Annotated in this window: 27 protein-coding genes and 1 tRNA gene; 17 read left to right on the top strand and 11 right to left on the bottom strand. The window is 68.6% G+C overall.

The window, feature by feature from the left end:
• Positions 1–79 precede the first annotated feature (79 nt).
• Entirely contained in the window at positions 80–580 is a 501-nt protein-coding gene (locus ACOZ35_RS01330; RefSeq protein ID WP_424014697.1) for a DUF5793 family protein, read from the top strand.
• Between the two features lie 17 nt (positions 581–597).
• Here ACOZ35_RS01330 and ACOZ35_RS01325 read toward each other — a convergent pair whose 3' ends face one another.
• Both ACOZ35_RS01325 and ACOZ35_RS01320 read right to left on the bottom strand, forming a co-directional pair.
• The gene (locus tag ACOZ35_RS01325; RefSeq protein WP_424014696.1) at positions 598–1,470 is read right to left on the bottom strand and encodes an SAM hydrolase/SAM-dependent halogenase family protein; all 873 of its coding nucleotides are present in this window, start codon (positions 1,468–1,470) and stop codon (positions 598–600) included.
• Between the two features lie 495 nt (positions 1,471–1,965).
• The gene (locus tag ACOZ35_RS01320) at positions 1,966–2,496 is read right to left on the bottom strand and encodes a nicotinamide-nucleotide adenylyltransferase (protein ID WP_424014695.1); all 531 of its coding nucleotides are present in this window, start codon (positions 2,494–2,496) and stop codon (positions 1,966–1,968) included.
• A 170-nt stretch (positions 2,497–2,666) separates the two neighbouring features.
• Between ACOZ35_RS01320 and lonB the strand changes: the two genes are divergently transcribed.
• Positions 2,667–4,973: an ATP-dependent protease LonB gene (gene lonB, locus ACOZ35_RS01315; protein WP_424014694.1), complete on the top strand. Its 2,307-nt coding sequence runs from the start codon at positions 2,667–2,669 to the stop codon at positions 4,971–4,973.
• Positions 4,974–5,378: 405 nt separating this feature from the next.
• On the opposite strand, the gene ACOZ35_RS01310 is transcribed toward lonB, so the two are convergent.
• Positions 5,379–5,558, bottom strand: coding sequence for a hypothetical protein (locus tag ACOZ35_RS01310; protein ID WP_424014693.1), 180 nt, complete (start codon positions 5,556–5,558; stop codon positions 5,379–5,381).
• A 219-nt stretch (positions 5,559–5,777) separates the two neighbouring features.
• Here ACOZ35_RS01310 and ACOZ35_RS01305 point away from each other — a divergent pair, with 219 nt between their 5' ends.
• From ACOZ35_RS01305 to ACOZ35_RS01295, 3 genes are read left to right on the top strand one after another with little or no spacing between them, the layout of a single operon-like run.
• A complete protein-coding gene (locus ACOZ35_RS01305) occupies positions 5,778–7,202 on the top strand; it encodes a cytochrome ubiquinol oxidase subunit I (RefSeq protein WP_424014692.1) in 1,425 nt (474 codons plus the stop codon).
• Entirely contained in the window at positions 7,195–8,199 is a 1,005-nt protein-coding gene (locus ACOZ35_RS01300) for a cytochrome d ubiquinol oxidase subunit II (protein WP_424014691.1), read from the top strand. Before ACOZ35_RS01305 ends, ACOZ35_RS01300 begins: the two co-directional genes overlap by 8 nt.
• A gap of 1 nt (position 8,200) precedes the next feature.
• Positions 8,201–8,446: a hypothetical protein gene (locus ACOZ35_RS01295; RefSeq protein ID WP_149799432.1), complete on the top strand. Its 246-nt coding sequence runs from the start codon at positions 8,201–8,203 to the stop codon at positions 8,444–8,446.
• A gap of 133 nt (positions 8,447–8,579) precedes the next feature.
• Here ACOZ35_RS01295 and ACOZ35_RS01290 read toward each other — a convergent pair whose 3' ends face one another.
• Positions 8,580–8,819 (bottom strand): hypothetical protein, encoded by a 240-nt coding sequence (locus ACOZ35_RS01290; RefSeq protein WP_424014690.1) that lies wholly within the window; start codon positions 8,817–8,819, stop codon positions 8,580–8,582.
• Between the two features lie 184 nt (positions 8,820–9,003).
• Between ACOZ35_RS01290 and ACOZ35_RS01285 the strand changes: the two genes are divergently transcribed.
• From ACOZ35_RS01285 to ACOZ35_RS01255, 7 genes are all read left to right on the top strand, one after another.
• Positions 9,004–9,723: a helix-turn-helix domain-containing protein gene (locus ACOZ35_RS01285; protein ID WP_424014689.1), complete on the top strand. Its 720-nt coding sequence runs from the start codon at positions 9,004–9,006 to the stop codon at positions 9,721–9,723.
• Entirely contained in the window at positions 9,720–10,655 is a 936-nt protein-coding gene (locus ACOZ35_RS01280; protein ID WP_424014688.1) for a sulfurtransferase, read from the top strand. Before ACOZ35_RS01285 ends, ACOZ35_RS01280 begins: the two co-directional genes overlap by 4 nt.
• A 170-nt stretch (positions 10,656–10,825) precedes the next feature.
• On the top strand, positions 10,826–11,191 hold the full coding sequence (locus ACOZ35_RS01275) for a helix-turn-helix domain-containing protein (protein WP_424014687.1): 366 nt from the start codon (positions 10,826–10,828) through the stop codon (positions 11,189–11,191).
• Between the two features lie 201 nt (positions 11,192–11,392).
• Entirely contained in the window at positions 11,393–12,175 is a 783-nt protein-coding gene (locus tag ACOZ35_RS01270; RefSeq protein WP_424014686.1) for a CBS domain-containing protein, read from the top strand.
• Positions 12,176–12,295: 120 nt separating this feature from the next.
• Positions 12,296–12,532, top strand: a complete 237-nt coding sequence (locus ACOZ35_RS01265; protein ID WP_424014685.1) for a hypothetical protein — start codon at positions 12,296–12,298, stop codon at positions 12,530–12,532.
• Positions 12,533–12,634: 102 nt separating this feature from the next.
• Positions 12,635–13,585 (top strand): NOP5/NOP56 family protein, encoded by a 951-nt coding sequence (locus ACOZ35_RS01260; protein ID WP_424014684.1) that lies wholly within the window; start codon positions 12,635–12,637, stop codon positions 13,583–13,585.
• Positions 13,578–14,216, top strand: coding sequence for a fibrillarin-like rRNA/tRNA 2'-O-methyltransferase (locus tag ACOZ35_RS01255; RefSeq protein WP_424014683.1), 639 nt, complete (start codon positions 13,578–13,580; stop codon positions 14,214–14,216). The genes ACOZ35_RS01260 and ACOZ35_RS01255 overlap by 8 nt, the downstream gene beginning before the upstream one ends.
• A gap of 40 nt (positions 14,217–14,256) precedes the next feature.
• Here the strand turns inward: ACOZ35_RS01255 and ACOZ35_RS01250 are convergent, their stop codons facing one another.
• Positions 14,257–14,643 carry an ArsR/SmtB family transcription factor gene (locus ACOZ35_RS01250; RefSeq protein ID WP_424014682.1) on the bottom strand — a complete coding sequence of 129 codons (387 nt, stop codon included), beginning with the start codon at positions 14,641–14,643 and terminating at the stop codon, positions 14,257–14,259.
• A 94-nt stretch (positions 14,644–14,737) separates the two neighbouring features.
• Between ACOZ35_RS01250 and ACOZ35_RS01245 the strand changes: the two genes are divergently transcribed.
• The gene (locus tag ACOZ35_RS01245) at positions 14,738–15,424 is read left to right on the top strand and encodes a DUF7509 family protein (RefSeq protein ID WP_424014681.1); all 687 of its coding nucleotides are present in this window, start codon (positions 14,738–14,740) and stop codon (positions 15,422–15,424) included.
• 43 nt (positions 15,425–15,467) lie between these two features.
• On the opposite strand, the gene ACOZ35_RS01240 is transcribed toward ACOZ35_RS01245, so the two are convergent.
• The 3 genes from ACOZ35_RS01240 to ACOZ35_RS01230 form a co-directional block, all read right to left on the bottom strand.
• Positions 15,468–15,671, bottom strand: a complete 204-nt coding sequence (locus ACOZ35_RS01240; RefSeq protein WP_424014680.1) for a helix-turn-helix transcriptional regulator — start codon at positions 15,669–15,671, stop codon at positions 15,468–15,470.
• Positions 15,668–16,084, bottom strand: a complete 417-nt coding sequence (locus tag ACOZ35_RS01235; protein ID WP_424014679.1) for a DUF2178 domain-containing protein — start codon at positions 16,082–16,084, stop codon at positions 15,668–15,670. The genes ACOZ35_RS01240 and ACOZ35_RS01235 overlap by 4 nt, the downstream gene beginning before the upstream one ends.
• 143 nt (positions 16,085–16,227) lie before the next feature.
• Positions 16,228–16,536 carry a hypothetical protein gene (locus tag ACOZ35_RS01230; RefSeq protein ID WP_004598280.1) on the bottom strand — a complete coding sequence of 103 codons (309 nt, stop codon included), beginning with the start codon at positions 16,534–16,536 and terminating at the stop codon, positions 16,228–16,230.
• 123 nt (positions 16,537–16,659) lie between these two features.
• Here ACOZ35_RS01230 and ACOZ35_RS01225 point away from each other — a divergent pair, with 123 nt between their 5' ends.
• The 4 genes from ACOZ35_RS01225 to ACOZ35_RS01210 all read left to right on the top strand — a co-directional run bounded on the left by ACOZ35_RS01225 (position 16,660) and on the right by ACOZ35_RS01210 (position 19,811).
• Positions 16,660–17,361: an endonuclease III domain-containing protein gene (locus ACOZ35_RS01225; protein ID WP_424014678.1), complete on the top strand. Its 702-nt coding sequence runs from the start codon at positions 16,660–16,662 to the stop codon at positions 17,359–17,361.
• Positions 17,362–17,403: 42 nt separating this feature from the next.
• Positions 17,404–17,976, top strand: a complete 573-nt coding sequence (locus ACOZ35_RS01220) for a phosphatase PAP2 family protein (protein ID WP_424014677.1) — start codon at positions 17,404–17,406, stop codon at positions 17,974–17,976.
• Positions 17,977–18,045: 69 nt separating this feature from the next.
• Positions 18,046–18,130, top strand: a tRNA-Leu gene (locus tag ACOZ35_RS01215).
• A 394-nt stretch (positions 18,131–18,524) separates the two neighbouring features.
• Positions 18,525–19,811, top strand: coding sequence for a sulfatase-like hydrolase/transferase (locus tag ACOZ35_RS01210; RefSeq protein ID WP_424014676.1), 1,287 nt, complete (start codon positions 18,525–18,527; stop codon positions 19,809–19,811).
• 37 nt (positions 19,812–19,848) lie between these two features.
• On the opposite strand, the gene ACOZ35_RS01205 is transcribed toward ACOZ35_RS01210, so the two are convergent.
• The 3 genes from ACOZ35_RS01205 to ACOZ35_RS01195 all read right to left on the bottom strand — a co-directional run bounded on the left by ACOZ35_RS01205 (position 19,849) and on the right by ACOZ35_RS01195 (position 22,735).
• On the bottom strand, positions 19,849–20,331 hold the full coding sequence (locus ACOZ35_RS01205) for a hydrolase (protein ID WP_424014675.1): 483 nt from the start codon (positions 20,329–20,331) through the stop codon (positions 19,849–19,851).
• Between the two features lie 120 nt (positions 20,332–20,451).
• On the bottom strand, positions 20,452–21,474 hold the full coding sequence (locus tag ACOZ35_RS01200; RefSeq protein WP_424014674.1) for an NADP-dependent oxidoreductase: 1,023 nt from the start codon (positions 21,472–21,474) through the stop codon (positions 20,452–20,454).
• 79 nt (positions 21,475–21,553) lie between these two features.
• Positions 21,554–22,735, bottom strand: coding sequence for a CapA family protein (locus ACOZ35_RS01195; protein WP_424014673.1), 1,182 nt, complete (start codon positions 22,733–22,735; stop codon positions 21,554–21,556).
• Positions 22,736–22,798 lie beyond the last annotated feature (63 nt).

The raw sequence follows: 22,798 nt of genomic DNA, 5'->3' as shown, positions 1-22,798 counted from the left end.
CGATACCCTCGACGCAGCCCCGCGACACCGATCCGCCCGTTACGTTGATACGGCCGGACCGCAAAGCGTTCAATAGGAAATGCGGCGTGACTACTTCGATCTGACCGTTGAGGGCGTCGACGACGGCCCCGACTCCCGGTCGCCCCCGTTGGTGCGGATCGACTTCCACGGGCCGGAGGAACTGCTCCGCGAGCGGCTCTCCGGAGACGAGAGCGACAGCGTCGACGGCGACGAAGGTGACGAAGCCGGCGCCGACCTGCTCGCGGCCGACCAGATCGACGTCGCCTTCCGGCTCCGCGAGCCGCTGGGCGAGGCAGACGACCCGGAGGGCGTCGTCGGCGTCACCAACCGGTACACCGGCGACTTCGTCCTCGAACTCAACGAGACGGCGACAGACGTCCTCCCCTTCATCCACGCCGCGCGTGACGCGACCGACGACGGCGACGCCCGGTACCGCGTCGAGATCGACGTCGACGGCGAGCGGCTCGTCGCCTACGACAAGGACACCTTCCTCGTGTACGACCACGAGGGGAACCTGCTCCGCAGCGAGAGCCTGATCCCCTCGGGGGTCGAACTGTAGCGGCGGTTTTTTGAAACTCAGAGGCTCACGCTGTCGGGGACGAACCGCACCGAGTCGCCGGGCCGGAGGTCGAACGCGCCGTCGCCGCGCCCGTCGTTGACGTCGCACTCCGCGTAGCCGTGGCTCCCGACGGTGACGAGGCGCTCGCCGGGGTCGACGGCGCCGAACGTCTCCGCGACCGGCGTGAGGTCGCCGTCGACGCGGACCCAGTCCCGGCCACGGACCAGTTCGCCGGGGACGTTGGTGATCACGTTACCGAACCGGTCTATCGCGAGCACCTCGCCGTCGACGGCGATCACGTCGCCGTCGCCGTCCTCGGCGTCCCCACCCACCTCGCTCCCCTCAGCGCGCTCCACGGTCGGCTCCGGGAAGCTGATGTCGACCGGGTCGCTCGCGGGCGTCAGGTCGTCCATCGCGTCGAGCGTCTCAGCGACGGCATCGGCGTCGGGAGCGCCGTCCGACGCCGTCAGTTCGTCGTCGAGCGCCGTCCGAATGCGGGCCGCGGTCGGCGCGAACACGTCGCGGCCGTGGAACGTCTCGCTCGCGGGGTCGTCGACCGCGATGGTCCACGTCTCGACATCCGACTCGTCGACCGCGAGCGCCCGGGCCGGCGGCATCGCGAGGCCGTTGTCCGGGGCAACGATGACGTGCGCGCCGGCGCGGACGACCAGGGCGTCGCGGTCGGTGCCGACGCCGGGGTCGATCACGGCGCAGTGGACCGCCGGCGGGAATTCCGGAAGGACGAACCGGAGCCAGAAGGCCGCCGCGCGGGGGTCCCCGCGCGGAAGGTCGTGCGCGACGTCGATCATCTCGGCGTCCGTGTGCCGGCGGATCACTCCCTTCATCGCGGCGGGGTACGGCGACCCGAAGTCCGAGGCCAGCGTGATCATGTCCGAACCCGCGTCCGGCGAGGGTTTAAAAGGAACGGGCGACGGCGCCGTGGACTCTATCACCGCGGTGGCGCGTGCCTGCGAGCGGCCGCCCCTGGCGGCCGCGAGGAGCACGCGCGAGGGAGTCGCGGCCGCTTAAAAGCGGCCGCGACGAGGCTGGGGAGGCGTGAGGTGCGGTGCTGCGCGGTGCGGGGCGGGACTCAAAGGGGCAGCCGGGATGGCGGCGTAGACGACGCAAGCACCGCAGGGAGCGAACAGAGTGAGCGACCGAGGAGCACAGCGAGTGTACGCCGCCATCCCGGCTGGGGCTTTGGAGGAGGTCACCGCCGATCCGCAATCAGCTATTTATAAGCGAGCGGCTGGGGTTTTGGAGGCGGACACCGGCGATCCACTGACTCCGATTTATAAACGACCGAACTTTTCGAGGATGCCTTCCGCCAGTCCGTGACCGACGATTCGCAGAAAAGAAACCTCACCTCACCCGTACACCCCTCCCTATTGATCTAAGGGCTCGTCGGCTAACGAGTCGGTTTCGGCGATCCGGCGGATGCGCTCGACGCCGTCGACCTCGCGGATCACGTCGACGACGGCGTCGGGGACGAGGTCCTCCCAATCGCGGCCGCGGATCATGCGCTCTCGGAGTTCGGTCCCCTCCAGCACGTCGCGGCGGAACATGGGCGACTGGCGCACCTCGACGCCGGCCTCCTCGAAGAGGCGGACCACGAGCGGGTTGTTCGAGTACGCGACGTCGAACCGCGGGGTCATGCTCTGGACGTGGCTCACCCAGACGGAGTTGCGGTCGAGGTCCTCGATGGGGACGACGTAGGTGGTGGCATCGAGCTCCTCGACCGCCTTCGTCACCATCATCACGCGCTCGCCAGCCGTGAAGGGGTTCCGCGTGGTGTGGGAGTCGCCGGCGGAGCCGATCCCCAAGACGAGCTCGTCGACCTCCGCCGCGATCTCTTCCACCATGTGCCGGTGGCCGTCGTGAAACGGCTGATACCGGCCGATGTAAAACCCCCGCATGAATCTACGTACCGTCGGCGTCGTTTATAAACCCCGTGGGAACGCTCGTCCGCCGAGATCGGAGGATATACGGCTTCAAAAGGGTGTTTGATGCCACCGTACCGGTGCCTCCGGGGGGAGAAAGTATATCAGTAGCCGACCCGTCCTTTTCGATAGCGACACTCGATTCTATGAGCAACGAGAAGGACACGAACGACCCGACGGCCGACGACCCCGACGAACCGCCCCACGGCGGCGTCGACGACTCGAGTCCGGCGGGGAACGGCGAGGACGCCGAGCGAGGCGATCCCGAGCCCGACGACGGTCCGGCGAACGACCCCGGCGTCGACGACGCCGCCGACTCCGGCGGGGAGTCGACCGCGGACTCCGACGGAGGGTCGGCCACGGACCCCGAAGACGGAGACGACCCCTGGGACGACGGGGTCGTCGTCGACGACGGGGACGGGTTCGACGAGACCGAGGTCGTCGGCGAGGGTTCCAACGGGAGCCGGAACGCCAACAACCCCGATCCGGCCGACGACGGCGGGATCGACGAGCTCGGGAGTACCGTCGAGGTCGAGGGCGCCGAGATCGACGAGGACCCGGACGAGGACGACCTCCTCGGCGGGCTCAAGATCGACACGACGGCCGAGCTCGAAATTCCCGACCGGCTCGTCGACCAAGTCATCGGGCAGGAGCACGCCCGCGACGTGATCATCAAGGCGGCCAAGCAGCGCCGCCACGTAATGATGATCGGCTCCCCCGGGACCGGGAAGTCGATGCTCGCGAAGGCGATGTCCGAGCTTCTCCCCAAAGAGGAGCTTCAGGACGTCTTAGTGTATCATAACCCCGACGACGGCAACAAGCCGAAGGTCCGGACGGTGCCGGCCGGCAAGGGCGACCAGATCGTCGAGGCGCACCGCGAGGAGGCGCGCAAGCGCAACCAGATGCGGTCGCTCCTCATGTGGATCATCATCGCCGTCGTGCTGGGCTACGCGCTCATCATCGTCGGCCAGATCCTCGTCGGCATCATCGCCGCCGGGGTCGTCTACCTCGTCTTCCGCTACCTCAACCGCGGGTCGGACGCGATGATCCCGAACCTGCTGGTGAACAACGGCGACACGAAGACGGCGCCGTTCCGCGACGCCACCGGCGCGCACGCCGGCGCGCTGCTCGGTGACGTCCGGCACGACCCGTTCCAGTCCGGCGGGATGGAGACGCCCAGCCACGACCGCGTCGAGGCCGGGGCCATCCACAAGGCGAACAAGGGGGTGCTGTTCATCGACGAGATCAACACGCTCGACATCCGCAGCCAGCAGCACCTCATGACGGCGATCCAGGAGGGCGAGTTCTCGATCACGGGCCAGTCCGAGCGCTCCTCGGGCGCGATGGTCCAGACCGAGCCCGTCCCGACCGACTTCGTCATGATCGCGGCCGGGAACCTCGACGCGATGGAGAACATGCACCCGGCGCTGCGGAGCCGTATCAAGGGGTACGGCTACGAGGTGTACATGGAGGACACCATCGAGGACACCCCGGAGATGCGCCGGAAGTACGTCCGGTTCATCGCCCAGGAGGTCGCGAAGGACGGCCGCCTGCCGGAGTTCACGGCCGAGGCCGTCGAGGAGGTCATCCTCGAGGCCAAGCGCCGCTCCGGCCGGAAGGGCCACCTCACCCTCCTGTTCCGGAACCTCGGCGGGCTCGTCCGCGTCGCAGGCGACATCGCCCGCGGCGAGGACGCCGACTACACCACCCGCGACCACGTCCTTCAGGCGAAGGGCCGCTCGCGGTCCATCGAACAGCAGCTCGCCGACGACTACATCGAGCGCCGGAAGGACTACGAGCTGCAGGTGTCCGACGGCTACGTCGTCGGGCGCGTCAACGGCCTCGCCGTGATGGGCGAGGACTCGGGGATCATGCTCCCGGTGATGGCCGAGGTGACGCCGACCCAGAGCGGCGGCCAGGTGATCGCCACCGGCCAGCTCAAGGAGATGGCCGAGGAGTCGGTCCAGAACGTCTCGGCGATCATCAAGAAGTTCTCCGACGAGAACATCTCGGAGAAGGACATCCACATCCAGTTCATCCAGACGGGCCAGCAGGGCGTCGACGGCGACTCCGCGTCGATCACGGTCGCGACCGCCGTTATCAGCGCCTTAGAGAACGTCGGCGTCGACCAGAGCCTCGCGATGACCGGCTCGCTGTCGGTCCGCGGCGACGTGCTCCCCGTCGGCGGGGTCACCCACAAGATCGAGGCGGCCGCGAAGGCCGGCTGCGACCGGGTGATCATCCCCGCGGCCAACGAGCAGGACGTGATGATCGAAGACGAGTACGAGGAGATGATCGAGGTCATCCCCGTCTCGCACATCAGCGAGGTCCTCGACATCGCCCTCGAGGGCGAGACGGAGAAGGACTCGCTCGTCTCCCGGCTGAAGTCGATCACGGGGTCGACGCTGAAGGACGGCAACGTCTCCGGGCCGTCGAACCCGAGCCCGCAGTAAGCGGGCTCTCCGATCGCCTCGCGGCCCCCGCTCCGCAGGCGTGACTTCTCCGTTTCGGTCACTCTCCGGCGAGTTGTCGCTCCGCGATCGACTCCATTAGGCCGCTACGGGGACGGACCGACGCCGACGGGCCAGTGATACGTGTTGCGGGCGGGACACCGTCTCTGTATCCACGGCCGCACTGCGCGTCGGCGCGCTGTTTCTGCTAACCCGGCGACGGCCTACTCGAAACACTCCACGGGGCGTCTCGAAAGGAGCGCAGCCCCCGCGACTCGTGTGCCGCGTATCGGGAGCCGCGCCCTCGGCTCTCGGGAGTTCGGGAGGGGCAAATCGGCCGAGTACCGAGCCGCGAATCGACAGTACGAGGAGTGCCCGGCGGATCCCGACGCGGACCGGTCCCCCGCGTTAGCCGACCGACTCCCAGTTCCGGTACAGCCCCACGCCGAACGCGAAGACGATCCCGCCGACGCCGACCTGCCGACCGACCGTCCCGAAGTCACCGTCGAGGCCGGCAAGAACCGCTCTGACTGCCATTATCAGCGTGACGAGCGCGACGAGCGCCAGCACGGCGTGCCGTGTCCCCATGAGCGAACGCAATCGCTTCGGCCCCCAAAGAGATCGGTTGGCACAGGACAACTTCCGGGGCGCCTCGTCGAGGCCTCGACGCCGGGCAACGGTGGCACTCGACCGGCGCTTGTCCTGTGCCAACTCCGGGGTTATACAGGAGGAGTACTCAGCGTCGGATGAAGCGATCGACCGCGGCGCACGGCGGAGTGACCCTCCGAGGCAGCCACTCACCACGACATGATCGACCCAGTACTCGCAAGCCGATTCCAGTTCGCCCTGACGACGATTGTCCACATCATCTTCCCGGTGATGAGCATGGGGCTGGCTCCGTTCCTGATCTACTTCACGTGGAAGGACGTCCGGGGCGGCGATCCGGTGTACGAGCAGTTGCGTCGCTTCTGGACCAAGATCTTCGCTATCTCGTTCGTCGTCGGGACGGTCACCGGAATCGTCCTCGAGTTCGAGTTCGGGACCAACTTCGCGGCGTTCTCGACGACGGCCGGAGAGCTGTTCGGCGGCCCGCTCGCCGTCGAGGGGATGATGGCGTTCATGTTGGAGGCGACGTTCCTCGGCATCTTCGTGTTCGGTCGCGAGCGCGTCTCCGACCGGCTGTACATGGTCTCTAGCCTCGCTGTCGGCGTCGGAACGTGGCTGTCCGCCGTCTGGATCCTCATCGCGAACTCGTGGATGCAGATGCCGCGCGGCTACGAGCTCGTCACCGAGGACGGACAGGAAGTAGTCCACCTCGTCGACCCGGTCGCGGCGTACCTGACCCCGCGATTCGGGTACATGTACGTCCACATGCAAAACGCCGCCGTCGAGTCGGTGGCGCTGTTCATGGCCGGCGTCTCCGCGTACTACGTCTACCGACACCACGTCTGGGGGCACCAGACGAAGAACATCGTCTTCTGGCAGAAGACGCTCAAGATCGCGCTGGTCGCGCTGCTCATCACGGCCCCGCTACAGGTGCTCCAGGGCGACCTATACGCGCGCCACGTCTACGAGACGCAACCGCAGAAGTTCGCCGCCATGGAGGCGGTCTGGGACACCGAGGCGTACGTCCCGGAGTACATCTTCGCGATTCCAACTGACCTGAGCCAGTTTACCGACCCCCGCGCGAAGGAGCTGTTCGGCATCGGCATCCCGGGCGGAGCGTCGTGGCTCGCCAGCGGGGGAGACGCGACCGCGGAGATACGCGGACTGAACACGTTCGACACGGAGGCGCCGCCTGTCGCCATCGTGTTCTGGTCGTTCCGCGCGATGGTCGGGATGGGCTTTTGGTTCATCCTGCTCGCGTTCTGGGGCGGCTACCGGTGGTACGCGGGCGAGCTGTTCGAGGACGGACTGCTCCACAAGGCGCTGATGGCGTCCAGTCTGCTCGGGATCGTCGCGGTCGAGCTCGGGTGGGTCGTCACGGAGGTCGGTCGCCAGCCCTGGGTGATCCAGGGCGTGTTGAAGACGAGCGAGGGCGTGTCTCCCGGCCTCACCGGCACGGAGGCGATGGTCACGCTCGCGGGGTTCGTCGGCGTCTACGCCGGCATCCTCGCGCTGTACACGTACGTCGTCGCGCGAGTGATCCGGGAGGGGCCACCGAGCGTGCGCCCCTCGGACTCCCTCGCCGAGCGCGACGCCGCGCCCGCGGAGGTGCCCGACGATGACTAGCGCCGTCGACGCGCTCGCGGCGGGCCCGGTGTTCGGCCTGCCGCTCCCGGAGCTGTGGTTCGCGCTGGTGTTCGCGATCCTCGGAACGTTCCTGTTCCTCGACGGCTTCGACTTCGGTGCCGGCGCGATCTTCGCGACGCTTCGCGAAGACGAGGCACGCGAGGCGGTGCTGTCCGCGATCGGGCCGTTCTGGGACGGGAACGAGGTGTGGCTCGTCGTCTTCGGCGGCGCGCTGTTCGCCGCCTTCCCGTCGGTGTACGCGGGGCTGTTCAGCCGGCACTACCTGCTGATGTTCGGCATCCTCGGCGCCCTCATCCTCCGGGGGCTGGCGCCGGAGATGTACGAACAGCGCCACGACGAGCGCTGGCAGCGGTGGTGGGGGCGGTCGTTCGTCGCCGGCAGCGTCCTCGCGCCGTTCCTCCTCGGCGCGTTCGCGGGCAACTGGCTCGTCGGGACCACCCGTTCGTTCACGCTCGTCGGCGTCGTCACGGGCGTCACCGTCACGGCGCTGACCGTCGTTTCCGGCGCCGCGTTCCTCCGGCTGAAAGCCCGAGACGCGCTTCCCGAAACGGTGACCCGGCTCGGAGTCGGGGCCGTCGCGGCGTACCTCCTCGCCGTCGTCGCGACCCTTGGCGTCCTGGCGACTCGGCTCCCGGCCGGCGTCGACGCGCTGCTGTCGCCCCCGGTGCTCGCGCTGGTCGCCGTCTCCGTCGCGCTCGGCGTCAGTTACGCCGTCGCGCTTCGACGCGGGGCGAACGTCGCCGCGCTCACGGCGGCCGCGGGACTGACGTACGGGCTGGTCGCGGTGGTCGCGACCCTCATGTATCCGCGTATCGACCCGGCGACGGGGGCGACGGTGAGGGACGCCGCCGTCTCGACGTTACCGCTGAATCTCATGTCGATCGGCGCGGCGCTGCTGTTGCCGCTGATAGCCACGTACTTCGCCGTCCTGTACTCGGCGTTCAGCGGACCGATCTCGGCCGAGGAGGCGTACTGAGATGAGCGACGATCCAGCGGCGAACGAGCCGAGTCGGCGGTCGCCGGTCGGAACGCTGCTGCTCTCGCGCGTGCTCATCACGTGGGCGGAGCTCACTGTCGTCGGGTTCGGCGGGGCCGTCGCGGGCGGCGCCGCGTCGGGGCCGCCGCAGCTCGTCGTCTACTTCGCGACGGTTCTGGCCGCGGTCGCCGTGTTCATGTACAACGTCGACCGGCTCGTCGCCGCGCGCGTTCGGGAGGCGACGTGATCCGAGCGCCTCCCGAGAGGCCCCAGCAGGGCCGGACGGAGGGGACCGAACGGTGTCCGGCCGTGGACCGCGGATCGAGAACAGCGATGCGCCGACGCGCCGGACAGCAGTCCGCTCGCCGACGCGCAGATCGTCAGTTCACTCGCCGACGCGACGGGCTGAACGGTCCGATTCCGTGGCGCTTGGCGACGATGCCGAACAGCAGCGCGGCGCTCGGCAGGAACAAGAGCGCGCCCAGCGCGGTGACGGCGTCGTCGTGGGTGAGTCCGAAGGCGACTCCCCCGACTCCGGCGACGAGCGCGACAAACGCGGGTATCAGGAGACGACTTCGGAGCGCGGTCGGGGTTTCACGAGTCGAACGTGAGCGGACCATACGAGACAACGTAAGTGCGTCGAACCCATATCAGACGCGTTGTCGAGGGCCAACTTCCGGCCGAAGCGCGGTCGACCGCGACCGCTCGGCCGACTGCGGCCGTTCGGCCGAACCCGACCGCTCGGCCGAGCGCGAGGCGGAGGCCGCGAACCGAGACAGAAGAAGCGAACGAGTTCACCGTCAGATGTACGACTTCACGTTTACAATAACCTACGAACCCGGCGCCGACGAGTACGTCGACCTGTTCATCGACCGCGAGTCCCTCCAGTCGGAGGCGACCTACTCGTGTCTCGATCCCACGGAGCTGTGGAAGCTCGAATCGGTGACCGGGAACGCGGCCGACCTCGACGCCGTCGACGAGCTGCTCTTAGACGAGTCCGTCGACCGCGAGTCGATCAGCGCTCGGGAGTGTCGATCGAACCGCACGACGAGCCTGTTGACCAACGAGCAGCGGCGGCGAGTGACGTACACGTACGTCTCCGACGTTGACTACTGCGAGTCTGTGCCGCTGATCACGGCGAAGTACGTCGACGGGGGCGTCCTCTTCGAGCAGACGCGGTCCGGCGATACGGTCCGGTGGCGCGTGTTGGTCCAGGACGACTCGAAGATTGGGCTGTTGTACGACACGCTGGCCGCGAAGCTCGGCGACGGGCTGTCGTTCTCGTTCGAACACCTGACCGAGGTCGACCACTGGGAGAGCGAGCTGCTCTCTCGACCGGACGTTCCCGCCGAGCAGCGCGAGACGCTGCTGCTCGCGGTCGAGCGCGGCTACTTCGAGACGCCGCGGGGAGTGACGCTCGACGAGCTCGCGGCGGAGCTCGGAGAGCCCCGCTCGACGGTGTCGTACCGGCTGCGACGCGCGACCGCTGAGTTAGCGAAACGATTCGCGGACCAACAAGCATGACCGGCGAACTCCCCACGGACGACGATCAGCGAGAGCCGACAGAGGCGTCGACCGGCGGCCGGTACCCGACGGACGTGCTCGTCAGCGCCGACTGGGTGAACGCCCGGCTCGACCGGTTCGACTCCGACGCGACCGACCTGCGGCTGCTCGAAGTCGACGTCAACGCCTCGTTTTACGAGGAGGGGCACGCGCCCGGCGCCGTCGGCGTCGACTGGCGGACCGACCTCCGGTCGGCGGAGGCACACGACATCCTCTCCCCGGCGGAGATGACCGCCTTCCTCGAATCGCGCGGGATCACCGAGGAGACGACCGTCGTCATCTACGGGGACAACAGGAACTGGTTCGCGGCGCATCTGTACTGGCAGCTCGCCCACTACGGCCACCCGGACGTCAGGATCATGGACGGCGGCCGAGAGTACTGGACGGAACACGGCTACCCGACCACGACGGAGCCGGTCGCGCCGCCCGACGTGACGTACGGCGACGCGCCCGACGCGCCGGCCAGACCGGAGGTTCGGGCCGCGCGCACGGACGTGCGGGCGGCGATCGGTACCGACACGAAGTTCGTCGACGTGCGCCTGCCCGAGGAGTTCCGCGGCGACGTCACGAAGCCGCCCGGCAGCGACGAAGGAGCGATGCGTGGTGGACACATCCCGGGAGCGACAAACGTGTTCTGGGCCGAGAACGTCCGCCCCGACGGCCTGTTCAAGTCGCACGAGGAGCTCGCGGACGTGTACGAGTCCCGAGAGGTCACCCCCGACGACGACGTGATCGTCTACTGTCGGATCGGCGAGCGGTCGTCGGTCACGTGGTTCGTCCTCGAGGAGCTGCTCGGATACGAACACGTGCGACACTACGACGGCTCCTGGACCGAGTGGGGGAACATGATCGGCGTCCCGATCGAAGTCGGTGAGTCGGACGGCGGCAGCTAGGCGCACCGGAGCGGCGACGCCCCCGGAGTTGTCCTGCGACAAACAGACACACTAGCCGCTGTGGGCGCAATCCCCGATAATGAGTGGTACCCACGTCGAGTCAGAGGCGAAGCGCACGGGAGGCGGGGACGGAGCCCGACGAAGCGAGCCCGCGTCACCGGTCGTTCGCGATGAGTGACGCCGACTCGAAACGCGACGAGTCGCAGTTCGTCCAGCGGCTCCTCGACACCCTGAGCGAGGAGACGAACCGGACGATCCTGGCCGCGCTCGACGAGCCGATGTCGGTCGCCGAGGTTGTCGAGGAGTGCGGTATCCCGATGTCGACGGTGTACCGGCGCTTGGACGCGCTCAACGAGTTGGACCTGGTGACGGAACACGTCTCGATAGACGCCGAAAAGGGGCGGTATCGACGCTACGAGCGGAACGTGAGCCGCGTCTCGATCGCCGTCGACGAGCACGGGGGACTCAGAACACGGGTCGAGCGCCCGAACGGCGAGCCCGACGAGTCGGTGACTTGGGGGCCGCCCGCGAGGTAACGCCGCCCTCGACCGACGGGGGCCCGCCGTCGGCGTGTGGCAGAGGTTGCTCACTGCTGGCGTGTGGCGGAGGTCGCCCGCTCGTGGCGCTCCGGCGGGCGGACGCGCTGCGTCGCCGGAGCGGGTCTCCGTCGCCCCGCATCCATTCCCGCGCGCCGCCGCCCCGCCCCCTTTTTACCCCGGGAACGTTTACGGCGAACGATGAGCGGGAAACCGACGGTCGGGGAGTACATGACCCGCGAGGTGGAGACGGTCAGCCCGGACGAGACGGTGGCGGCCGTCGCGCGCCGCATGGCCGACAGCGACGGCCACAACGGGTTCCCGGTCACCCAGGGACGGACCGTCGAGGGGTTCGTCTCGGCCGGGGACCTGCTGCTCGCGGACGACGACGCCCCCGTGTTCACGGTGATGACGGAGAATCTGATCGTCGCGCACCCTGACATGAAGGTGACCGACGCAGCGCGGGTGATTCTCCGCTCCGGCATCCAGCGGCTCCCCGTCGTCGACGACGCCGACAACCTCGTCGGGATCATCTCGAACACCGACGTGGTCCGCTCGCAGATCGAGCGCGCGACGCCCGGCAAGGTCGGGAAGCTGATGCGGACCCTCTCGCAGATCCACGGCGTCGAGCTCGACGAAGAACGGCGCGAGGTGGCGATCGCGGACCTGACGCCGACGCAGGCCCGCGTGTACGCCGACGAGCTGGAGGGCCGGCAGTACGAGCTCGAACACGGGCTCGCCGAGCCCCTCGTCGTCATCGACAACGGCGGCACCCTCTACCTAGCCGACGGCCACCACCGGGCGATGGCCGCGCGCGAGGCCGGGATCGAGACGATGGACGCGTACGTGATCGTCCCGCGGACCCCGGTCGACCTCGGAATGGCGAAGACCGCCGAGAAGGAGGGGCTCCGCGTCGTCGACGACATCGAGATCGTCGACTACGCGCGACATCCCCTCGTGGAGACGACGAAGCGACTTCAGTAATCGGGAGCCACGGCGACCGTCCCAATTGGGGCGCGCGCATCGATCGGGTCACCCGCGTCGATCGCCCTATTTCGTGGTCTTCGCAGACACATTTTTATGAGCAGACAAGAAAGAGGGTGTATGGGATCACGAATCCGAAACTCGTTGAGCAGGGCGAAGTACGCGGCCGTCGGCGCCGCGGTGGGCGCCGCGGTCGGCGGACTGTGGAGCCGAAACGCGGCCAGCACGGGCGGCGCGCTCGGCGGGCTGGCGGGCGCGACGCTCTCCGAACTGAAGTCGGGCGCCGGCGGCGTGTTCGCCGATAAAGAAGACGACGCCGACGGCGACGACGACCCCGAGGCCGACGCGGCGGCGTGAGCGACGCGGTAGCGTGACGGCCGGAGGAGCGAGACGGCCGGGGGAACGCGACCCCGGTCGCATCGGGAACGTCTATACCGTCGGGGCGAGTAGCCGGCGGCAATGAGCGACACCGACGCCGGACCGGACGCGAGCGCGGCGTCCGACGGCGGGGGCGGCTGGTTCGAGGCGCTGCCGTCGGACGCGACCGGCGATACCGATAGTGAGACGGAGAGCGACGACGCCGCGACCGCGGCGGCCGCGGCGCAGGTGCGCGACGGGAGCGCCGCGTCGCCCGCCGACTGGCCCGCGCGCGCTGTCAAGTCCGGGTTCGCGGACGACGCCGACGAATACTACGACCGGCTCAAGGCCGCGACGACGCGCGCGACCCGCGAGGCGGTCCGCGAGCGTGAGCGCGCCGATGACGCGCAGTTGATCCACGCCGTCCGGGCGATGGACGACACCGAGCGCGTCGCCAACGAGCTCGCCGAGCGCGCCGTCGAGTGGGCGGGGAGCCTCTTCGACGACGTCGGCTCCGGCGTCGAGGGCGCCAGAGAAATCGCGTCGCGCGAGCCCGAGAGCGAAGTCGAGCGACGGGCTATCTCCCTCGCCGAGCGCGCCGCCGACCTCGACGACGAGCGCGCCGAGCTCGCCGAGACGATCGGTCGGATCGCGCCCGCCGTCGCCCCCAACCTCTCAGAGATGGCCGGCCCGGAACTCGCCGCGCGGCTGATCGCGCTCGCGGGCGGGTTAGAGCCGCTCGCGAAGAAGCCCTCGGGCACGGTTCAGGTGCTCGGCGCCGAGGACGCGCTGTTCGCGCACCTCTCGGGGCGGGCCCCATCGCCGAAGCACGGGATCATCTACACCCACGAGTTCGTCCGCGGGACGCGGCCGGAGGACCGCGGCTCCGCGGCGCGGGCGCTCGCCGGGAAGCTGACGCTCGGGGCGCGCGCCGACCACTACGCCGGCGAGCGCCGGGAACAGCTCCACGACGACCTCCGCGAGCGGATGGCGACCATTCGGGCGCGCGCGGATGGTACAGATACGACCGACGGAGGGGCCGCCGATGAGTGACCCCGCGCTCCCGGACGGCGTCGAGCGACGTGAGTTCGACGGCGAGGAGCGGCTGGCGACTCGCGGCGAGCCGGTGTACGGCGAGCCGACCGCCGACGGCTGGCGCACGTGGGACTCCGAGCGGTCGAAGCTCGGCGGGATGCTTGAACTCGGGCTGGAGACGGGCCTGACGGGCGGCGAGACGGTCCTCTACCTCGGCGCCGCGAGCGGCACCACGGTCAGCCACGTCGCGGACTTCGCGGGCCCGACCTACGCCGTCGAGTTCGCACCGCGGCCGGCGCGGGACCTGCTCGACGCCGCGGCGTCCCGCGACCGGCTGTTCCCGCTGCTCAAGGACGCGCGGAAGCCGGAGACGTACGCACACGTCGTTGAGAGCGACGTCGACGCGATCGTTCAGGACGTCGCCACGCGCGGCCAAGCGGACGTCGCCGTGCGCAACGCGGAGTTCCTGGCCGAGGACGGGCGGCTGCTTTTGGCGATCAAGGCGCGCAGCGAGGACGTGACGGCGGACCCGGAGACGGTGTTCGAGGGCGCGCTCGACCGCCTCCGGGAGGCGTACGAGATACTGGAGACGCGGCGGCTCGACCGGTTCCACGAGGACCACCTCGGCGTCGTCGCGACGCCGCGGTAGGGCGGGGATACGTTGGAGGGTGTCTCGACGCCTCTTGGCCTTACACCGCCTCGGCTCGATCGTTGACCGCCTCGAATAGTTGTGGGACGAACGCTTCTGCGAGCGGCGACAACTCGTATATCCGCGTCTTTCCGTCTCGGTACTTTCCGACGAGACCCGCATCTTCCAGAGTGTTGAGGTGGTGGTACAGGTCGTTTTGACGGCGATCGAGGGCGTCTGCGAGCTCACCGCTCCCGGTCTGTCCTTCCTGAGACAGCAAATACAGGAGTGTGAATCTGGTCGGCTCGCCCATCGCTTTGAGCCGCTCCGCCTCGCGATCGAGGTCGAGCGCATCGTTGAGTAGCTCCGTTTCGACTCGATCGTACCCCGCTGGGCGGTCCTCCACCGTTTCCCTCCGTTCCTCGATCTCGGCTTCCCGTTCGCTCATACGCGTACATCGGAGGCCAAGACGGATATACTTAATGACTGTTAAGAACTTGTTGACAGTATTGATATACGAAGCGGTAACGACACCCGGTACGATGGCCGACCTCGAGACCTACGGTGAAACACCGGTTCGGGACATCATCGTCGACTCCGTTCCGTGGGCAGACGCCTCCGATGTACTTGTCTTCTTGATGGGACCGTATCGACTGCTGGACCCGTCGTATCTCTATCCCGGCGACGGCTATCCTCACCCACCAGACCCACTCGCTCCCGAGGGCGACAACGCTGCTCCCGATGAGATTCAGGCCACGCTCAGATCGATCTGTCGAGAGGTCTCGAAGGAGACGCAAGCAGCGGTCTTCATCGCCAGCGACGTCGATATTCCGACGAAACGAGAAATCGCGACCGAAGGGTGCGCAGAACCCGGATTAGCGGTAATCGATCAATCGGTCGCGTTCGCGAAGGCGAGCGACGGGAACGCGTTTGTCTTCACCAAAGCGGGCCTCACGACTGGGACCGGCGCCGAAGCTGGCGCGGTTCCGGAGTACTTCAGACTTCGAGAACCCGGCTCACGACGACGCGATCCGAGGTCATTCTGTATCCTCTCCGAAGCGGAACGAAGCAGCGGGAACCAGAAGACGTACGAACCGAAGTTCAGCAGCGCGTCGATCGATGAGATGGACGACGCCTACAGCCTGCGCTTCCGATATTTCGCCGACCGAAACGAACTGGAAGACAAGCTCATCGATTTTATCGAGTCGTACGTCATCCCGACTAAATAAAAAGACCCGAAGACGGCGCTGTAGTGTGCGACCCCGAGACCGCTCAGCGATCCGCTTCTACCGGATCGAACAGGTCCTCGATCCGGCAGTCGAAGTGCGCGGCCAGCTTGAAGGCGAGCTCCAGCGAGGGGTCGTACCGCTCGCGTTCGATGGCGTTGATCGTCTGGCGGGTGACCCCGACGGCGGCCGCGAGGTCGGCCTGGCTCTCGCCGGTCTCCGCGCGCCGGTCGCTGATGTCGTTTCTCATGACCGGTACTTGTGATAGAGAACGGACGCGCCGAACACGACGAAGACCGCGAAGAGAGTCCACGTCGCGCCGTAGAACTCGCCCGGGAGCGTGACGACGCCGCTCTCCTGTAACGCGAGCCCGCCGGGCGTCCCGAGGATGAAGACGTACGCGAAGACGTTCATCGTGTTCTGGCTGGCCTTTCGCTCGATGGTGGTGTCGCGCTCGTCGTACAGGGTCACGGGACTGAACCGCTGGACGAGTCCCATGCCGAGACCGCCGGCCCAGTAGAGCGCCACGCCGAGGACGAACCGATCGGTCGCGATGCCGATCCACAGCGCGAGGATACCGGCGCCGAGCAGGCCGTACGCGATTCGCTTGTACCGTTTCCGTGTGGAGGGCCGAGTCGTCGCGGAGGTGGTGTGTTCGCTCATAGTGGAGGGTAAAGCGAGCGCGGGTCGACTGTAAAGCTCGCTTTACAGTAAAGGAGACTTTACGTTGGATAATAAATCTATCGCCGGCGAGATATCTGGCGGAGAATCGCGTTAGAGCCGTTCGTACGCGTGTTTTCAGGATTTTACCACGACGGCGGCGAGAAGCCCGCGTCTTCGAGGATTGGCTTCCATCGCTTCTGGACGGAGAGCCGCGAGACATCCATCGCGTCCGCGACGGCGGACTGCGAGCGCTCCTCGCCGCGGATCAGGCCGGCGGCGTAGAGGCTGGCGGCGGCCGCGACGCGCTTCCCGCGGTCGTCGTCTGGCGCGCGGGAGAGGAAGAGGTCGACCGCGGTCGAGCGGGTCTCCTCGTCGAGGTCGAGCGAGACGCACGCCTCCTCGACCAGTTCGATCCACGCCTCGTTGTCGACTCGGTCGCTCGCCCGGTACACGCGCCGGGATAGTCGACGGAGGGTTATAAACGACCCGCGGTTGCTGTCGTGGCGGTCCGCGGTCTCCCACTCGCTTTCGCCCGCGGTCGTCGCTCTGAAGTCGCCAGCCCACGTAGCGCGCGTATGTCGACACAGCAGTGGGACGCGACGCGGGTCCGGGCGCTTCACGACGACCTCGTCGAGCTGTACGAGCCGGTCGACCGCGTCGCCGAGCACGGCGCGGACCCGACCGCGAAGCCGGGCGAGGGCGTCCGCCAGCTGGTGACGACGATCCTCTCGCAGAACGTCGCCGACGAGAACACGCGCCGCGCCTCCGAGGCGCTGTTCGACCGCTACGATGACTTCGCGGCGATCGAGGCCGCCGACCACGAGGAGCTGAAAGAGACGATCCGCGTGGCGGGCCTCGCGGACCAGAAGGCCGCCCGGATCCAGCGCGCGCTGGCCGCGATCCGCGAGGAGACCGGCGGCGCGTACTCGCTGGCGTTCCTCGATGCGATGCCGACCGACGAGGCGAAAGGCTGGCTCACCGAGATCAAGGGCGTCGGCCCGAAGACCGCCAGCGTCGTGTTGAACTTCCACTTCGGGAAGCCGACGATGGCGGTCGACACGCACGTCAAGCGCGTCTCGAAGCGGTTCGGGCTCGTCCCGGAGTCGGCGTCGAACGAGCGCGCGCACGAGGTGTTAGACGAACAGGTGCCCGACGAGCTGATCTACCCGCTTCACGTCCTCCTGATCCGACACGGTCGCGAGCGCTGCTCTGCGCGAGGTGCGGACTGCGACAACCCCGTCTGTGACGCGTACTGCGACTGCGAGTACTGCCACTGAGCGCGGCCTCTATGGTTCTCGGGTCGATAGGATCGGTCATCCATGTTCGCGTTTCTCGGGGAGGTTCTGAACGCCGTCCAGTGGGTCGACCAGCTCGCCGTCGAGTTCATTAGCGCGATCCGCATGTCGCTTTTGACCGTGATGATGACGTCGATGACTGGGCTCGGCTCCGTCACGGCCGGGGTCGTGTTCGTCGGGCTGTTCTACCTCGCCGGCTGGCGCGAGGAGTTCGTCAAAAGCGTCGTCGCGCTGTCGCTGCTCGGCGTCGTCGTCTGGGGCCTGATGTCGCTCGTCGAACGCCCGTTCCCGCCGAACCCGATCTGTATCACGGAGGGAGACACCGGCGTGACGAGCTCCTTCCCCTCGGGACACGCGGCTGCCGTGACGGCGTACGCGACGATCGCGCGCAACTCCGACGAGCTCCCGTTCGCGGTCGCCGCGGGGTTCGCCGGACTGATCTCCTTCTCGCGGATCTACCTCGGGACGCACTACCTCTCTGACACCCTCTTCGGGATGGCGCTCGGGGTCGTCGCGGTGCTGTTCGCGGAGTGGCTCCTCGATCGGGTCGGCGAGGAGGCGGTCCTCGATCTGTTGCCGTTCGATACCGACATCTGAGGGGAGAATCGGGGCGTCGCGGGTCGCTAGCGACAACTATTTTTGAACCACTCGGGTACGGTAACTCGCGCGCGGGTTGCCGAGCCAGGCCAAAGGCGTAGCGCTTAGGACGCTATCCCGTAGGGGTCCGCCGGTTCAAATCCGGTCCCGCGCACTGAGCGAAGGAGCGTAGCGACTGAGCGAGGGAGCAGGAGTGGATTTGAACCCAGCGAGAAAGGCGCAGCGGACGGAGTGAGCGAGCATTTCTCGCCTCGGTTCAAATCCGGTCCCGCGCATACTGCCTCGAACGAACGTGAGAGGCATGTATGCGCGCAGGATTCGAACCCTGGAAGTCGCGCACAGCGAGCGAAGCGAGGCGCGAGCGACGCGCGCGCCTCGAGAAGCGAGCGGCGAAGCCGCGAGCAGCGAGTGAGCACGTCTTCCTTCCGGTTCAAATCCGGTCCCGCGCATGCCTCTCCGAGCAATTCGCGAGGAGAGGCATCTCGACGAGGATTTGAACCCCGAGAGCGACAACAGATATAACGTCAGTCACGGTGTAACACGGACAGATGGCACGCCGCCCGAACGTCTTCCTCCTGTCCGCCGACGCGCTCAGGGCGGATCACGCGACCGAACTCGTCGACGAGGTCGCGGGGCTGACGGGCGGGACCCGGTTCGCGAACGCGGTCGCGCCGGCCTCGCACACGGCCAGTTCGATTCCGGCCCTCGCGACCGGGCGGTTCATCGACGAGGAGGGCGCGGTCGACGACTCGCTGCTCCCGTCGTCGCTCTCGGCCGACGGCTACCGCACGCGGCTGTTGACCGACAACCCCATCGCCGCCGACGCGCTGACCGAGCGGTCCGTCGGGGAGGCCGGCGGACTGAGCAACCTGTTGGACGACCTGCTTCCGCGCGGGGTGACCCGGCCCGTCGAGCAGGCGTACTTCCGGCGCCTCTGGCCGACCATGCGGCGCCTCGGGCTCGCCGACCCCTACTACCGGCCGGCGGCGCGGCTCCACGAGGGCGCGCTGGAGGCGCTGTCGGGGGAGACCGGCCCGATATTCTGCTGGCTCCATTACATGGACACCCACAGTCCGTACTACGTCCCGAACGAGGGCGGGGCGACCGGCTCGCTCGACCCGGACCGGGCGGCCGCGATGAGTCGGAGCCTCACGATCGGGGACGCCGCGGACGTGGACCGCGCCGAGGCCGAGACGGTCGCGCGGCTGTACCGGCGGGCCTGCGACCACCTCGGCGGGTCGGTCGTCGAGTTCGTGCGCGAACTCCGGGAGCGGGGGCTGTACGAGCCTGACCGGGACGTGCTCGCGGTGACGGCCGACCACGGGGAGTGCCTCGACCCCGAGCGGGGGGTGTTCGGCCACCTGCCGCCGGCCTCGTGGGAGTCGCTCGTCCACGTTCCGCTCGTCGTCGCGCGACCCGACTGGCCGGAGTCGACCGTGGACGAGCAGGTCTCGCTCGTCGACCTGCCCGGCATGCTGCGACCCGATCCGGGAGAAGCCGCTCCGTCGACGTCGTTCGGCCGGGAGTACGTCGAGACGGTCGCGGGGACGCTCACGGCCGCCGGGGTCGTCCGCGGGGTCCGCCGGGCGGACGGAGAGAAGCTGTTCGGGCGGCGGACGGCGGACGGCACCGACGTTGTCCATACACGCTACGAGGTCGGCGACCCGGCCGCGGAGACCGTCGTCGGGGAGCCGTACGGCGACGGCGCGACGACGGCGAGCGTCCCCGAGGGGCTGCTCGAACGGGCCGCCGAAGCCGGCGGTCTCGTCGGCGACGAGCAGTACCTCTCCAGTGTCGACGAGTCGCACCTACGGGCGCTCGGCTACGTCGAGTAGGCTGCGGGCGCTCGGCTACGTCGAGTAGAGGGATGCGTCACGCACCGATCTCCGGCGGTCCGTCGCGAAGCAGGATCGCGCCGGCGAACAGCCAGATCGCGACCTCGACGTAGAACGACGGCGTCCAGAGGTACTGGAGCGCGAACGACCCCGGACCGAGCCCGATGGAGTTCCAGCTGCGAACGAGCGGCCAGAGGAGGAACACCACGTTCTCCGGCCGGCCGTTGATGCTGATGTGGACGGCGTCCGCGACGAGGTGCGTCGCCCAGCCGACCCCGACCGCTGCGACAGCCCCCGGCGCCGTCGCGGCACCGTAGCGACGGGCCGCCAGCCAGCCGGCGCCGAGGACGCCCGCGAACAGCGCGGAGTGGACGACGGAGTGATAGGTGGGGACGAGGCCGACCATCGCCAGCGGCTTGTCGACGAGGTCCGGGAGCGCCGCGCCCGCGACGACCCACACCACCGGGAAGCGGTTCCGCGCGACGAGCGCGCCGATGAGGAGGTGGGTCGCGAACAGCATGGGTGTGTTACGCGGTAGCGCAGCTTCTGCGTTACGCTCCGAACGGCGCGCGTCTCACCGCCGCTGGGGGGCGAGGTGGGATTGGGTGGAGTGGGATGGGGTCCCGGCGAGCTGGAGCCGCTACTCCTCGTCTGCCGCCGACACCCGTACCACCTGCTTGCCGATGTTGTCGCCGGAGAACAGGCCGAGGAAGGCGTCGGGGGCGTTCTCCAGTCCCTCCACGACCGTCTCGCGGTGTTTCAGGTCGCCGCTCGCGACCCACTGGCCGAGTCGCTCGCTCGCCTCGCCGAACCGGGTGGCGAAGTCGGCGATGAGCAGGCCCTGAACTTTCGCTCGCACCGGGATCAGCTGCGGGAGCTTGCGCGGTCCGGTCGGGACCTCCTCGTCGTTGTAGTGAGCGATCTGGCCGCAGACCGCGACCCGCGCGTCGAGGTTCAGCTGCGTGAACACGGCGTCCGTGATGGGGCCGCCGACGTTGTCGAAGTACACGTCGACGCCGTCGGGCGCGGCCTCCTCGAGTGCGGCGCGGTAGTCGTCGGTCGCCTTGTAGTTGATCGCGGCGTCGAAGCCGAGCTCGTCGGTGAGCCAGTCGGTCTTCTCGTTGCTGCCGGCGAAGCCGACCACGCGGCAGCCGTTGCGCTTCGCGATCTGCCCGACGACGGAGCCGACGGCGCCCGCCGCGCCGGAGACGACGACCGTGTCGCCGGGCTTCGGCTCGCCGACTTCGAGGAGGCCGAAATAGGCGGTCCGGCCGGGCATGCCGAGGACGCCGAGGTACGCCTCGGGGTCTGCGACGCTCGGGTCGACCGGCGCGACGTCGTCGGCGTCGAGGGTCGCGTAGTCGGCCCACGTCCCCTCGCCCGTCACGAGGTCGCCCGCGTCGTACGCCTCGCTCTCGCTTTCGACCACCTCGCCGACGACGCCGCCCTTGAGCGCGTCGCCGACGTCCCACGGCTCGGCGTAGGACTCGGCGTCGCGCATCCGACCGCGCATGTACGGATCGACCGAGAGGAACCGAGTGCGGACGAGGAGCTCGCCCGGCTTGGGGGCGGGGACCTCCGCCTCGCGCAGTTCGAAGCTGTCCTGATCGGGCTCGCCGGTCGGCCGCTCGGCGAGAAGCCACTCGCGGTTGGTGTTCGTCACGGTCGTCGTTGACGGCTGCGACCCAATAGGGTTTGGACGCCAGCAGCCGCCGAGGGGATCCGGAAGCCGCGCGGGAGAGCTATTCGCCGCCCAGCGGGATCCGCAGGCGACCCCCGTCGCGCTCGCCGTCGACGCCTTCGACGTCGGTGCCGAACGCCGCGGAGCGCTCGATGAGGGTGTGGCGCACCCACTCGGTGACGTCACCGTCGGCCACTCTTGCGGTCTCGTCGACGATCTCGGTCGGGAGGACGTCGAGGGCGGCGGGGTCGCCGTCGCGGACGACGAGTTCGAACAGCGCGCTGCGCTTGTTGTGAACGCCCTCGCGGTCGACGTAGTCGACGTAGTCGTCCACGAAGTCGCCCGCGTCGTAGATGATCGGCCGGCCCTCGTACACCTCGACGCCCTGGAGGACGTGCGCGCTGTGGCCGTGGACGACGTCGACGCCCTGCTCGACGAGCCAGCGCCCGAACCGCTCGTGGACCGCGCGCGGTTCGGTCTCCCAGTTCGCGCCCCAGTGGAGCGAGGCGACGACGAGGTCCGGATCGAGGTCGGCGACGTGGTCGAGGAGGTCGCCGACGAGGGTGCGGGTCTCGCGGACGGCGGGGTCGAGGCGCGCGAACGCGGTGCCCGGATCGTCGTCGGTCGCTGCGAACGCCGTCGACTGGTCGGTGAGCCCGAACGCGGCGACGGTGAGGTCGCCGGCCTCGAACGTCGCGGGTTCGAGCGCCTCGTCGGCATTCGTGCCGGCACCGGCGAGGGCGATCCCGGCGTCCGCGAGGTGCGTCCGGGTGTCGCGGAGGGCGGGCTCCCGATAGTCGAGGATGTGATTGTTGGCGAGCGAGACGAACGAGGCGCCCGCCGCCTCCAGCGCGGGAATCGCGAACGAGGGCGGCGACCGGAAGTAGTAGGCCTTGTCCGGCCAGCGCTCGCCGCGGTCGGAGACGCAGCATTCGAGGTTGGCGACGAGCGCGTCGAGCTCGCGGAGCCGCGGGAGCGTCGTTCCCCAGACGCCCTCGGGATCGTCGCGCTCGGCCCAGCGGTCGGCGACGCTGCGTCCGAGCATCAGGTCGCCGACGAAGCCGATCCGCGCGTCGCCGAGGGATCCATCGTCCGCGTTGCCGTCCTCCGTGTCGTCGCCGTTCGCGTCGGCCCCGTCCGCGGCGGGGTCGCCCGCGTCGAGGCCGGACGGAGCGGCGGCGCAGCCGGCGGTCCCGCCGAGACCCGCGACGCCCGCAGCGAGCAGCGCCCGACGAGAGAGCATCGTCACGTGGCCTCGGCGAGCGGCGACTTTAACCCTCCGAACGGGCGGACTGGAGAAGGGAGT

The organism is Halorubrum xinjiangense (assembly GCF_049604745.1).
GTDB classification, from domain to species: Archaea; Halobacteriota; Halobacteria; order Halobacteriales; family Haloferacaceae; genus Halorubrum; species Halorubrum xinjiangense_A.
The sequence above is the reverse complement of the archived record's forward strand: the minus strand, read 5'-3'. Positions and strand labels throughout refer to the sequence as shown.

Bases quoted from the DNA above. Each gene is read 5' to 3' on its own strand.
- ACOZ35_RS01250 (WP_424014682.1), bottom strand. From the start codon at position 14,643: ATGAGCGAACGGGAAGCCGAGATCGAGGAACGGAGGGAAACGGTGGAG.
- ACOZ35_RS01255 (WP_424014683.1), top strand. From the start codon at position 13,578: ATGAGTGACCCCGCGCTCCCGGACGGCGTCGAGCGACGTGAGTTCGAC.
- ACOZ35_RS01270 (WP_424014686.1), top strand. From the start codon at position 11,393: ATGAGCGGGAAACCGACGGTCGGGGAGTACATGACCCGCGAGGTGGAG.
- ACOZ35_RS01260 (WP_424014684.1), top strand. From the start codon at position 12,635: ATGAGCGACACCGACGCCGGACCGGACGCGAGCGCGGCGTCCGACGGC.
- ACOZ35_RS01305 (WP_424014692.1), top strand. From the start codon at position 5,778: ATGATCGACCCAGTACTCGCAAGCCGATTCCAGTTCGCCCTGACGACG.
- ACOZ35_RS01240 (WP_424014680.1), bottom strand. From the start codon at position 15,671: ATGAGAAACGACATCAGCGACCGGCGCGCGGAGACCGGCGAGAGCCAG.
- ACOZ35_RS01320 (WP_424014695.1), bottom strand. From the start codon at position 2,496: ATGCGGGGGTTTTACATCGGCCGGTATCAGCCGTTTCACGACGGCCAC.
- ACOZ35_RS01210 (WP_424014676.1), top strand. From the start codon at position 18,525: ATGGCACGCCGCCCGAACGTCTTCCTCCTGTCCGCCGACGCGCTCAGG.
- ACOZ35_RS01195 (WP_424014673.1), bottom strand. From the start codon at position 22,735: ATGCTCTCTCGTCGGGCGCTGCTCGCTGCGGGCGTCGCGGGTCTCGGC.
- ACOZ35_RS01280 (WP_424014688.1), top strand. From the start codon at position 9,720: ATGACCGGCGAACTCCCCACGGACGACGATCAGCGAGAGCCGACAGAG.
- ACOZ35_RS01285 (WP_424014689.1), top strand. From the start codon at position 9,004: ATGTACGACTTCACGTTTACAATAACCTACGAACCCGGCGCCGACGAG.
- ACOZ35_RS01325 (WP_424014696.1), bottom strand. From the start codon at position 1,470: ATGATCACGCTGGCCTCGGACTTCGGGTCGCCGTACCCCGCCGCGATG.
- ACOZ35_RS01235 (WP_424014679.1), bottom strand. From the start codon at position 16,084: ATGAGCGAACACACCACCTCCGCGACGACTCGGCCCTCCACACGGAAA.
- ACOZ35_RS01225 (WP_424014678.1), top strand. From the start codon at position 16,660: ATGTCGACACAGCAGTGGGACGCGACGCGGGTCCGGGCGCTTCACGAC.
- ACOZ35_RS01295 (WP_149799432.1), top strand. From the start codon at position 8,201: ATGAGCGACGATCCAGCGGCGAACGAGCCGAGTCGGCGGTCGCCGGTC.
- ACOZ35_RS01300 (WP_424014691.1), top strand. From the start codon at position 7,195: ATGACTAGCGCCGTCGACGCGCTCGCGGCGGGCCCGGTGTTCGGCCTG.
- ACOZ35_RS01290 (WP_424014690.1), bottom strand. From the start codon at position 8,819: ATGGTCCGCTCACGTTCGACTCGTGAAACCCCGACCGCGCTCCGAAGT.
- ACOZ35_RS01220 (WP_424014677.1), top strand. From the start codon at position 17,404: ATGTTCGCGTTTCTCGGGGAGGTTCTGAACGCCGTCCAGTGGGTCGAC.
- ACOZ35_RS01265 (WP_424014685.1), top strand. From the start codon at position 12,296: ATGGGATCACGAATCCGAAACTCGTTGAGCAGGGCGAAGTACGCGGCC.
- ACOZ35_RS01330 (WP_424014697.1), top strand. From the start codon at position 80: ATGCGGCGTGACTACTTCGATCTGACCGTTGAGGGCGTCGACGACGGC.
- ACOZ35_RS01245 (WP_424014681.1), top strand. From the start codon at position 14,738: ATGGCCGACCTCGAGACCTACGGTGAAACACCGGTTCGGGACATCATC.
- ACOZ35_RS01205 (WP_424014675.1), bottom strand. From the start codon at position 20,331: ATGCTGTTCGCGACCCACCTCCTCATCGGCGCGCTCGTCGCGCGGAAC.
- lonB (WP_424014694.1), top strand. From the start codon at position 2,667: ATGAGCAACGAGAAGGACACGAACGACCCGACGGCCGACGACCCCGAC.
- ACOZ35_RS01275 (WP_424014687.1), top strand. From the start codon at position 10,826: ATGAGTGACGCCGACTCGAAACGCGACGAGTCGCAGTTCGTCCAGCGG.
- ACOZ35_RS01310 (WP_424014693.1), bottom strand. From the start codon at position 5,558: ATGGGGACACGGCACGCCGTGCTGGCGCTCGTCGCGCTCGTCACGCTG.